We start from the raw sequence: 9252 nt of genomic DNA on the forward strand, positions 1-9252 counted from the left end.
GGACGCCGAAATCAGCGCCTTTGCGAAGAAGAGCTTCGTCAAGCAAGGCATGAAGATCATCGAAAAGGCCACGGTCAAGAAGCTTGATCGCAAGCCGGGGCAGGGCGTCACCGCCCACATCGAAAAGGACGGCAAGACCGAGATCATGGAGTTCGACACCGTCATTTCGGCCGTCGGCATCGTCGGCAACGTCGAAAACCTGGGGCTGGAGGCGCTTGGCGTCAAGATCGACCGGACCCATGTGGTCACCGACGAATACTGCCGCACCGGGGTTGAGGGCCTTTATGCCATCGGCGATATCGCTGGTGCGCCCTGGCTTGCCCACAAGGCCAGCCACGAGGGCGTGATGGTCGCCGAACTGATCGCCGGCAAACATCCGCACCCGATCAAGCCGAATTCCATTGCGGGCTGCACCTATTGTCACCCGCAGATCGCCTCTGTCGGCCTGACCGAAGAAAAGGCCAAGGCCGCCGGATACACGCTGAAAGTTGGGCGGTTCCCGTTTATCGGCAACGGCAAGGCGATCGCACTTGGCGAGACCGAGGGCATGATCAAGACGATCTTCGACGCCAAAACCGGCGAGATGCTGGGGGCCCACATGATCGGCGCGGAAGTGACCGAGTTGATTCAAGGCTACGTCGTCGCGCGGGGGCTGGAGACGACCGAGGAAGACCTGATCAACACCGTCTTCCCGCATCCGACCCTGTCCGAAGCGATGCATGAGGCGGTGCTGGACGCCTATGGTCGCGTCATTCACATCTGATGGCGTCGCTGAACCGGATCGTGATGCAGAAGACCAGCCGCGACTGGCTGCGCGATCTGCGCCCGAAGACCCTTGATGCAGCCGAGATTTCGGGGGCCTGGGGCAAGGGGATCGGCTTCAAAAGCTATCAGAGCTTTACCTACCCGGACCACGATCCCTGCACCGGGCCGTTTGCCGATGCGCAAGGCAAGGCACTGAAATTTGACATCATTCTGGCCAATCAGGTCTGGGAACACATCGACCGACCCTATGCCGCAACCCGCAATGTCCTGAAAATGCTGCGCAGGGGCGGCTGGTTCTGGGTCGCGGTGCCGTTCTTCCTGCCCTATCACGCGGCACCAAACGATTGCAGTCGCTGGTCTGCGCGCGGCCTGACCAACTTGCTGATCGAGACCGGCTTTGACGCAGCCTCGATTCGGGCTGCGCAATGGGGCAATCGTGCCGCGGCGCTGCGCAATCTTGAAACGCCTTGGCCGCCCGAAGCCACCACGGCCGATGATTTGACCAACGACCCCGATTTTCCTGTGGTGGCATGGGCCATCGGACAAAAGCCCGCCTGAGCCTGCCAGCACGGCGCAATCTTTCTGCAGAAACTTGCTTTCTGCAGAAACTTGCGCCGCTGATTGGCCCTGCCTCTGGCACTCGCCACTGCGGCTGGATAACGTGGCGCATGCGCAGCCTTCCCCCGATGATCCTCGTTCTGCTGCTTTGGTGCGCCGGTCTGGGCGCAGCGGCGCAGTTCGGCAAGATGTCCATCCTTTATGATACGCTGCGCACCACCTATGGCGGGCATGGCGATGTGGCGCTTGGGCTGGTTGTTTCAATCGTCGGCATGGTCGGGCTGGTTTTTGGCACCACGGCTGGCCTTCTGGTGGCGCGGATCGGCCCGCGCCGCGCGATTGTGGCTGCCCTGGCGGCCGGCGCTGCAATGTCGGTGCTGCAATCGCTGAACCCCTCTTACGCCGTGATGATTGCCTCGCGCGTGATCGAGGGGGTGTCGCATCTGGCCATCGTGGTCGTCGGCCCCACCATGATCGCGGCCCTCGCACCCGAGGCGAAGCGCCCGCTTGCGATGACGCTTTGGTCAAGCTTCTTTGGCGTCACCTACACCGTCCTCGCGCTGATTGGCCCGGTGGTCACGCCTGTTGGCCTGTTCCTCGGGCACGCCGGTTTCATGGCCGTCTTGGCGCTGGTCCTTGGTGCCACCTTGCCGCCCGATCCGAAGGCCGCCCCCGCGCCGCTGACCAACATTCTGGCGCAACACGTTGAAATCTATGCCTCACCGCGGTTGGCTGCACCTGCGATGGGGTTTTGCTGCTATACCTTCCTCTATGTTGCGATGCTGACCCTGCTGCCGCCGGAAACGCCTGCCAGCCACCGCGCCTTGGTTGCCGCTGGCATGCCACTCGCCTCTATCCTGGTGTCATTGACACTGGGCGTGCGGCTGTTGCGCTACCTTCCGGCGGTGCGTCTGGTGATGTGGGGCTATGCCGTTGCGATTCCGGGCTTTCTGCTGCTTTGGGTGATGTGGGGCAATGGCGCGGGCATGGCGGTAGCGGGGCTGTGGCTTTCGGCGGCGCTTGGTATCGTGCAGGGCGCCAGTTTCGCCGCGATCCCGGAACTCAACGCCACGTCCAATGATCGCGCCCGGGCCGCTGGTGCGGTGGCGCAGCTTGGCAATCTTGGGACCACGACTGGCACCCCGGTACTGGCCCTGCTGCTTGCCACTGCCGGTCCGCCCGGCCTTGCAATTGCCGCCACCGCCCTTTGCGCGCTTGGCATCGCCGCGCATCATATTCAGGCGCGACGTCGCGGCTAACCTGCCACTTGTTCTTACTTCGTTCACAATTTACGGTTGGAGACTCACCCAATCCGTCCTATGTCTTGCCGGTAAACCGGGGTTAATCATGGCCGAACAGAAGTTCATCGAAGTGCGCGGCGCGCGCGAGCATAACCTGAAGGGCGTGGATGTCAGCATTCCGCGCGATCAGCTGGTGGTGATCACCGGGCTGTCGGGGTCGGGTAAGTCCTCGCTGGCGTTTGACACGATCTACGCCGAAGGCCAGCGCCGCTATGTGGAATCGCTGTCGGCCTATGCCCGGCAATTCCTTGATATGATGGGAAAACCGGATGTGGATCACATCTCGGGCCTGTCGCCCGCGATCTCCATCGAACAAAAGACCACGTCGAAGAACCCGCGCTCCACCGTGGGCACGGTGACCGAGATCTACGATTACCTTCGCCTGCTGTTCGCCCGCGTCGGCACCCCGTTCAGCCCGACCACCGGCCTGCCGATCACCGCGATGCAGGTGCAGGACATGGTGGATGCGGTGATGGCGATGCCCGAGGGCACGCGGGCCTATCTTCTGGCGCCGATCATCCGCGACAGGAAGGGCGAGTACCGCAAGGAATTCCTCGACCTGCGCAAGCAGGGTTTCCAGCGGGTGAAGGTCAACGGCACCTTCCACGAACTTGAGGATCCGCCGACCCTGGACAAGAAGTTCCGCCACAACATCGATGTGGTGGTGGACCGGATCGTGGTGAAGGAGGGCATCGAGACCCGCCTTGCCGACAGTTTCCGCACGGCGCTGAACCTCGCCGATGGCATCGCCGTGATCGAGCTGGCCGATGGCGGCGACGAGCCGCAGCGCACCACTTACTCGGAAAAATTCGCCTGCCCGGTCAGTGGCTTCACCATCGCCGAGATCGAGCCGCGGCTGTTTTCCTTCAACGCGCCATTCGGGGCCTGCCCGGTCTGCGACGGTCTTGGGGTGGAGCTGTTCTTCGATGATCGCCTGGTGGTGCCGGACCAGAACCTGACCCTGCTGCAAGGGGCCATCGCGCCGTGGTCGAAATCGAAATCGCCCTATTTCACCCAGACCATCGAGGCGCTGGCCAAGCACTATGCCTTTGACAAAAAAGCTAAATGGCGCGACCTGGCAGAGAATGTGAAAGAGATGTTCCTGCGCGGTTCCGGCGGCGAGGAGATCGAGTTTCGCTATGACGAAGGCGGCCGGGTCTATCAGGTCAAGCGCGTTTTTGAAGGCATCATCCCCAACATGGAACGCCGTTACCGCGAGACCGATTCTGCCTGGTCGCGCGAAGAGATGGAGCGTTTCCAGAACAACCGTGCCTGCGGGTCGTGCAACGGCTTCCGTCTGAAACCCGAGGCATTGGCGGTGAAGATCGCCGGGGTTCACGTCGGCCAGGTGGTGCGGATGTCGATCACCGAGGCCTATGACTGGATCGCCACCGTGCCGGGCACGCTGGGCCAGCAGAAGAACGAGATCGCCAAGGCCATTCTCAAGGAAATCCGTGAACGCCTTGGTTTTCTTGTGAATGTCGGCCTGAACTACCTGACGATGAGCCGCAATGCCGGCACCCTTTCGGGTGGCGAATCGCAGCGTATTCGTCTCGCCAGCCAGATCGGATCGGGTCTGACCGGCGTGCTTTACGTGCTCGACGAGCCCTCCATTGGTCTGCACCAGCGCGACAATGACCGCCTGCTCACCACGCTGAAGAACCTGCGCGATGCGGGCAATACGGTGCTGGTGGTGGAGCATGACGAGGATGCGATCCGCGAGGCGGATTACGTTTTCGACATGGGGCCGGGCGCGGGGGTGCATGGCGGTATGGTGGTCAGCCACGGCACGCCCGCCGAAGTGGCCGCCGATCCGGCCAGCCTGACCGGGCAGTACCTGTCTGGCGCGCGGGAAATTTCTGTGCCGAAGGTGCGGCGCAAGGGCAACGGCAAGAAACTGACCGTGGTTGGCGCCACCGGCAACAACCTGAAGAACGTCACCGCCGAGTTTCCGTTGGGCATGTTCGTCTGCGTCACCGGTGTCTCGGGCGGTGGCAAATCCACGCTGACCATCGAGACCCTGTTCAAGACCGCCGCCAGCCGCCTTAACGGCGCGCATGAGACGCCCGCGCCCTGCGAGACGATCAAGGGCTTTGAATTCCTTGATAAAGTCATCGACATCGACCAGCGCGCCATCGGCCGCACCCCACGGTCGAACCCCGCCACCTATACCGGCGCCTTCACCCCGATCCGTGATTGGTTCGCCGGTCTGCCCGAGGCGAAAGCGCGCGGTTATCAGCCGGGGCGGTTCAGCTTTAACGTCAAGGGCGGGCGCTGCGAGGCGTGCCAGGGCGACGGGGTGTTGAAGATCGAGATGAACTTCCTGCCCGATGTTTACGTGACCTGCGAGACCTGCAAGGGCCATCGCTACAATCGAGAAACGCTGGAAGTTAAGTTCAAGAACAAAAGCATAGCCGATGTTCTTGATATGACATGTGAAGAAGCGAAAGAGTTCTTTCAAGCCGTTCCCGCAATCCGGGAAAAGATGGATGCGCTGTGCGAGGTGGGGCTTGGCTACATCAAGGTTGGCCAGCAAGCGACCACCCTGTCAGGCGGCGAGGCGCAGCGGGTCAAGCTGTCAAAGGAGCTTAGCCGCCGTGCCACCGGTCGCACGCTTTATATCCTGGACGAACCGACCACCGGCCTGCACTTTGAAGATGTCCGCAAGCTGCTGGAAGTGCTGCATTCTCTGGTTGATCAAGGCAACACCGTGGTGGTCATCGAACACAACCTTGATGTGGTAAAAACTGCCGACTGGGTGATCGACATCGGCCCCGAAGGCGGCGATGGCGGGGGAGAGATCGTGGCAGTTGGCACACCCGAGGATATTGCCAAGGCCGCGTCCAGCCACACTGGACGCTACCTTAAAGACATGCTGAAGCCACGGAAAATGGCGGCGGAGTGATCCGCCGCTGCTGCAGCTTTCAGGCCTTTTTCATCGCGCAGGTCGATACACCCAGCATCGAATAGACCGGGCAGGTGCCGATCAACCCGGTCACCAGCGGCAGCACACCGATCAGCTTGGCATAATGCCAAAAGCCCTGTCCCTGATCGACATAGAACCAAGCCAGCAACGCCAGACCCACGGCAACCCGCAGGACGCGGTCAACCGTGCCTTCATTCGTAGTGAACATGATGCTCTCTCCCGTAGCACTTGGCAAAGCGCCAAGTTCATGAGGAAGAATGGCGAATGCAGAACACGATGTCGTTGATCTGCATCAATCATTGCAAGATCAACGACATCATGGGCGGTCCTCAGTCCGTCGGCGTGAAGTTCAGGCTTGGGCCTTCCATGGCGTACGAGGGCCAGCGCGAGGTGATGGTAGAACCAGAACGCGGCGGCCCATGCTTGTTCAGATCGCCAAAGGCTGACGGCAGGTCGGGCGTTTCAGATCGACAGGACCGACAGCTCGGCCTTCATATGCGGATGGTAGAGGCAGCCATACTTGCCAGCCGTTGATTGGTTGGCAATGATACTCGCGCTTTCACCCTGCGCGATGTCGCCGGTATCCCAGCTTTCGTCCTCGGCGGTCGCGGTATGGGGGGCGAGGTCCATGTTGGTCCAGCGCACCTCGTCGCCAACCGCGACCTCAAGCCTTGCAGGCTCGAAGGCAAAGTCGCGAATTTTCACCTCATGCACGACACCGGTCGCGATCGTCCCGGCCACTATGCGCCGCGCCGGCAGGGAGGCAAGGGTGGCAACCCCGATCAGGGTTGCCGCAAAACTGCGCCGGTTAGGGTTGCTGGTCACTTGACCGCCTCAACCATCGCGGTGGCGTCGCCCTGGTGGACGTGGAAAATGCCCGAAGCCTGACCGAACAAGGCTTTGACATCGGCGTTTTCGATGTTGGGGATGAAATCCTTGTCAACGATGGCATTCACAGCCTCGTGGTAGGCCAGTTCGTTGGCCGCATAGGCCCGATCAAACTCCGCGCCTGAAAGGGTCACGAGATTGGCGACGATCTTGTCGGCACCCTCATTCAGCGACTGGCTGACGAAGTTGTCTTCGGGCGTGAGGTTCAGCTTGGTCAGCAGGGCCAGCGCTTTGACGTTCACCGCAGTGTGGTCGCTGATCATGGTTTCAGCAAAGGCCCGCACGGTCGGATCTTTCGAAATCGCCAAGGCCAGATGTGCATAGCGGATGTCGATCAGGTCGGCGGTATAGGCGGCATGCGCGATCTGCAGGTCGTTCAGGTCGGCCGGACTTTGCGCCATCACCGGGGAGGCAAGTGCGAGGCCGAGCAGGGCGAAGAGTTGAATTTTCATGGTGTTAGCTCCGGTTTGTAGCGAGCTCATCTGCTCTGACACCGATATGCGCCCAATATTCTGAACTTGTAATGCGTGAACGTTCAGTTTTTATGCTTGATCGTTCAAGATTGCAGGGATAGAGCCGCAGGTGATCGGAGAGCGACCATGGACATTCTCAGCGACATCTTGATGCGTCTGAATCTGAAAGGGTCACTGTATTTCCGGACCTCCTTCACGTCGCCCTGGGGTGTGCAGGTGCCGCCCTTTCAGAACGTGGCACGGTTTCACTATGCGCATGTCGGGACATGCCTCGCGCGGGTGGATGGGCTGGACCATGCCGTGACGTTGCAGCAGGGCGATCTTCTGATCATTCCGCGGGGGGCTGGGCACCGGCTTTACTGCGATCCTGCGACCGAACTGGACGCATTGCCGCTGGACCGTGTGATCGAGCTTTCGGGGTTCGCGGGCGAGGGTGCGCTGGTCTATGGCGGCGGCGCGGCTGCCAGCGAGGCGCAATTGATCTGCGGCCATTTCGCTTTTGACCCGATGGCGCGGCATCCGCTGCTGGACCGGCTGCCGCCCTATATCCTGCTGTCAGGCTATGGCGAAGGCTCCGGCAGGTGGCTGGAACAGACCCTGGCGATGATCGGCACCGAGGCTGCCAGCGGCAAGATGGGCGGCGACATGATCGCGCTGAAGATGTCCGAGATCATCTTTGCCCAGGCGCTGCGGGCGTTTGTCGAACGTGAGGGGAATGCCCGTGACGGCCTGCGTGGTTATGCTGACGACCAGATGCAGCGCGCATTGGCAGCCCTGCACCGAAAACCAGCCGCACCCTGGACGGTAGCGGAACTGGCGCAGGCGGCGGGCATGTCGCGCACAGCCTTTGCCGTCCGGTTTTCCGATCTGATGGCGATGACACCCATGACGTATCTGGCAAGTTGGCGGATGCAGATTGCGCGCCATACACTGCGCCATACGCGTCAAAGCGTGGGTGAGGTGGCTGAAGGTGTCGGTTACGCCTCCGAGGCGGCGTTTGCGCGGGTGTTCAAGCGTGATGCCGGGATGACCCCGGCGGCGTTTCGCAAGGCGGCCTGAGTTGGCAGGGTCGCGGCAATCTTGCGCGACCCTGCCAGTTTGTCGGGCTATTCCATCGGCTTGAAGTTCAGGCTCGCGCCTTCCTTGATGCCCGATGGCCAACGCGAAGTGATCGTCTTGGTCCGCGTGTAGAAGCGGAAACTGTCCGGCCCGTGTTGGTTCAGGTCACCAAAGGCGGATTTCTTCCAGCCGCCAAAGGTGTGATAGGCCAGTGGCACCGGGATCGGCACGTTGATCCCGATCATGCCGACGTTGATCCGATTCGCGAAATCGCGCGCCGTATCGCCGTCGCGGGTGAAGATCGCGGTGCCGTTGCCGTATTCGTGGTCCATCGCGTAGCCAAGCGCCTCTTCATAGGTCTTGGCACGCACGGTGGACAGCACCGGCCCGAAAATCTCCTTGCGGTAGATTTCCATGTCGGTGGTCACATGGTCAAACAGATGCGGACCGACGAAGAAGCCGTCCTCATAGCCCTGCAGCTTGAACCCGCGCCCGTCGACGACCAGTTTGGCCCCCGCAGCGACCCCAGATTCGACCAACCGCAGGATGTTGGCCTTGGCCGCCGCAGTGACCACCGGACCATAATCTACATCATTCCCAGCGGTATACGGGCCGACCTTCAACTTCTCAATCCGCGGGATCAGCCGTTCGATCAGCGCATCTGCCGTGGCATCACCCACCGGAACGGCCACGGAAATCGCCATGCAGCGTTCGCCGGCCGCACCATAGCCTGCACCCACCAAAGCATCTGCCGCCTGATCCAGATCGGCGTCCGGCATGATGATCATATGGTTCTTGGCACCACCAAAGCATTGCACCCGCTTGCCGTTGGAACAGCCGCGCCCGTAGATGTATTCGGCGATGGGGGTCGATCCGACAAAGCCGATCCCGGCGATCAGCGGGTTGTCGAGGATGGCGTCAACCGCCTCCTTGTCGCCGTTCACCACTTGCAGCACGCCGTCGGGCAGGCCCGCTTCCTTGAACAGCGCGGCCAGCATCAAGGGCACAGTTGGCGCCCGCTCCGATGGTTTGAGGATAAACGCATTGCCGCAAGCCAGCGCCGGGCCCATTTTCCACAAGGGGATCATGGCCGGAAAGTTGAATGGCGTGATGCCTGCCGCCACGCCAATCGGCTGGCGCATCGAATACATATCAATGCCGGGGCCGGCGCTGTCGGTGAATTCGCCTTTCAGCATTTGCGGTGCGCCGATGCAGAACTCGATCACTTCCAGCCCGCGCTGAATGTCGCCCTTGGCGTCGGGGACGGTCTTGCCGTGTTCGG

9 protein-coding genes are annotated in these 9252 nt (G+C 61.5%); 5 read left to right on the plus strand and 4 right to left on the minus strand.

Features of this window, described 5'->3' with window-relative positions:
• The 4 genes from RMO18_RS15235 to uvrA all read left to right on the plus strand — a co-directional run.
• The coding region (locus tag RMO18_RS15235; RefSeq protein WP_309667028.1) for an FAD-dependent oxidoreductase at positions 1-763 on the plus strand (763 nt) is incomplete at its 5' end.
• Positions 763-1323 (plus strand): methyltransferase domain-containing protein, encoded by a 561-nt coding sequence (locus RMO18_RS15240; RefSeq protein ID WP_309667030.1) that lies wholly within the window; start codon positions 763-765, stop codon positions 1321-1323. The genes RMO18_RS15235 and RMO18_RS15240, both read left to right, overlap by 1 nt.
• 110 nt (positions 1324-1433) lie before the next feature.
• On the plus strand, positions 1434-2582 hold the full coding sequence (locus RMO18_RS15245; RefSeq protein WP_309667032.1) for an MFS transporter: 1149 nt from the start codon (positions 1434-1436) through the stop codon (positions 2580-2582).
• 88 nt (positions 2583-2670) lie between these two features.
• The gene (gene uvrA / locus RMO18_RS15250) at positions 2671-5529 is read left to right on the plus strand and encodes an excinuclease ABC subunit UvrA (RefSeq protein ID WP_309667034.1); all 2859 of its coding nucleotides are present in this window, start codon (positions 2671-2673) and stop codon (positions 5527-5529) included.
• 19 nt (positions 5530-5548) lie between these two features.
• On the opposite strand, the gene RMO18_RS15255 is transcribed toward uvrA, so the two are convergent.
• The 3 genes from RMO18_RS15255 to RMO18_RS15265 form a co-directional block, all read right to left on the minus strand.
• Entirely contained in the window at positions 5549-5758 is a 210-nt protein-coding gene (locus tag RMO18_RS15255; RefSeq protein WP_309667035.1) for a DUF2892 domain-containing protein, read from the minus strand.
• 254 nt (positions 5759-6012) lie between these two features.
• Complete coding sequence (locus RMO18_RS15260) at positions 6013-6375, minus strand: cupredoxin family copper-binding protein (protein WP_309667036.1); 363 nt, start codon at positions 6373-6375, stop codon at positions 6013-6015.
• Positions 6372-6890 carry a DUF4142 domain-containing protein gene (locus RMO18_RS15265; RefSeq protein WP_309667038.1) on the minus strand — a complete coding sequence of 173 codons (519 nt, stop codon included), beginning with the start codon at positions 6888-6890 and terminating at the stop codon, positions 6372-6374. Before RMO18_RS15265 ends, RMO18_RS15260 begins: the two co-directional genes overlap by 4 nt.
• A gap of 147 nt (positions 6891-7037) precedes the next feature.
• Between RMO18_RS15265 and RMO18_RS15270 the strand changes: the two genes are divergently transcribed.
• Positions 7038-7970: an AraC family transcriptional regulator gene (locus RMO18_RS15270; RefSeq protein ID WP_309667039.1), complete on the plus strand. Its 933-nt coding sequence runs from the start codon at positions 7038-7040 to the stop codon at positions 7968-7970.
• Between the two features lie 47 nt (positions 7971-8017).
• On the opposite strand, the gene RMO18_RS15275 is transcribed toward RMO18_RS15270, so the two are convergent.
• A partial coding sequence (locus tag RMO18_RS15275) for a CoA-acylating methylmalonate-semialdehyde dehydrogenase (protein WP_309667041.1) occupies positions 8018-9252 on the minus strand: 1235 nt, incomplete at its 5' end.

The sequence above is a fragment of the Tabrizicola sp. genome (genome assembly GCF_031377265.1).
Taxonomy (GTDB): Bacteria; Pseudomonadota; Alphaproteobacteria; order Rhodobacterales; family Rhodobacteraceae; genus JAUYQR01.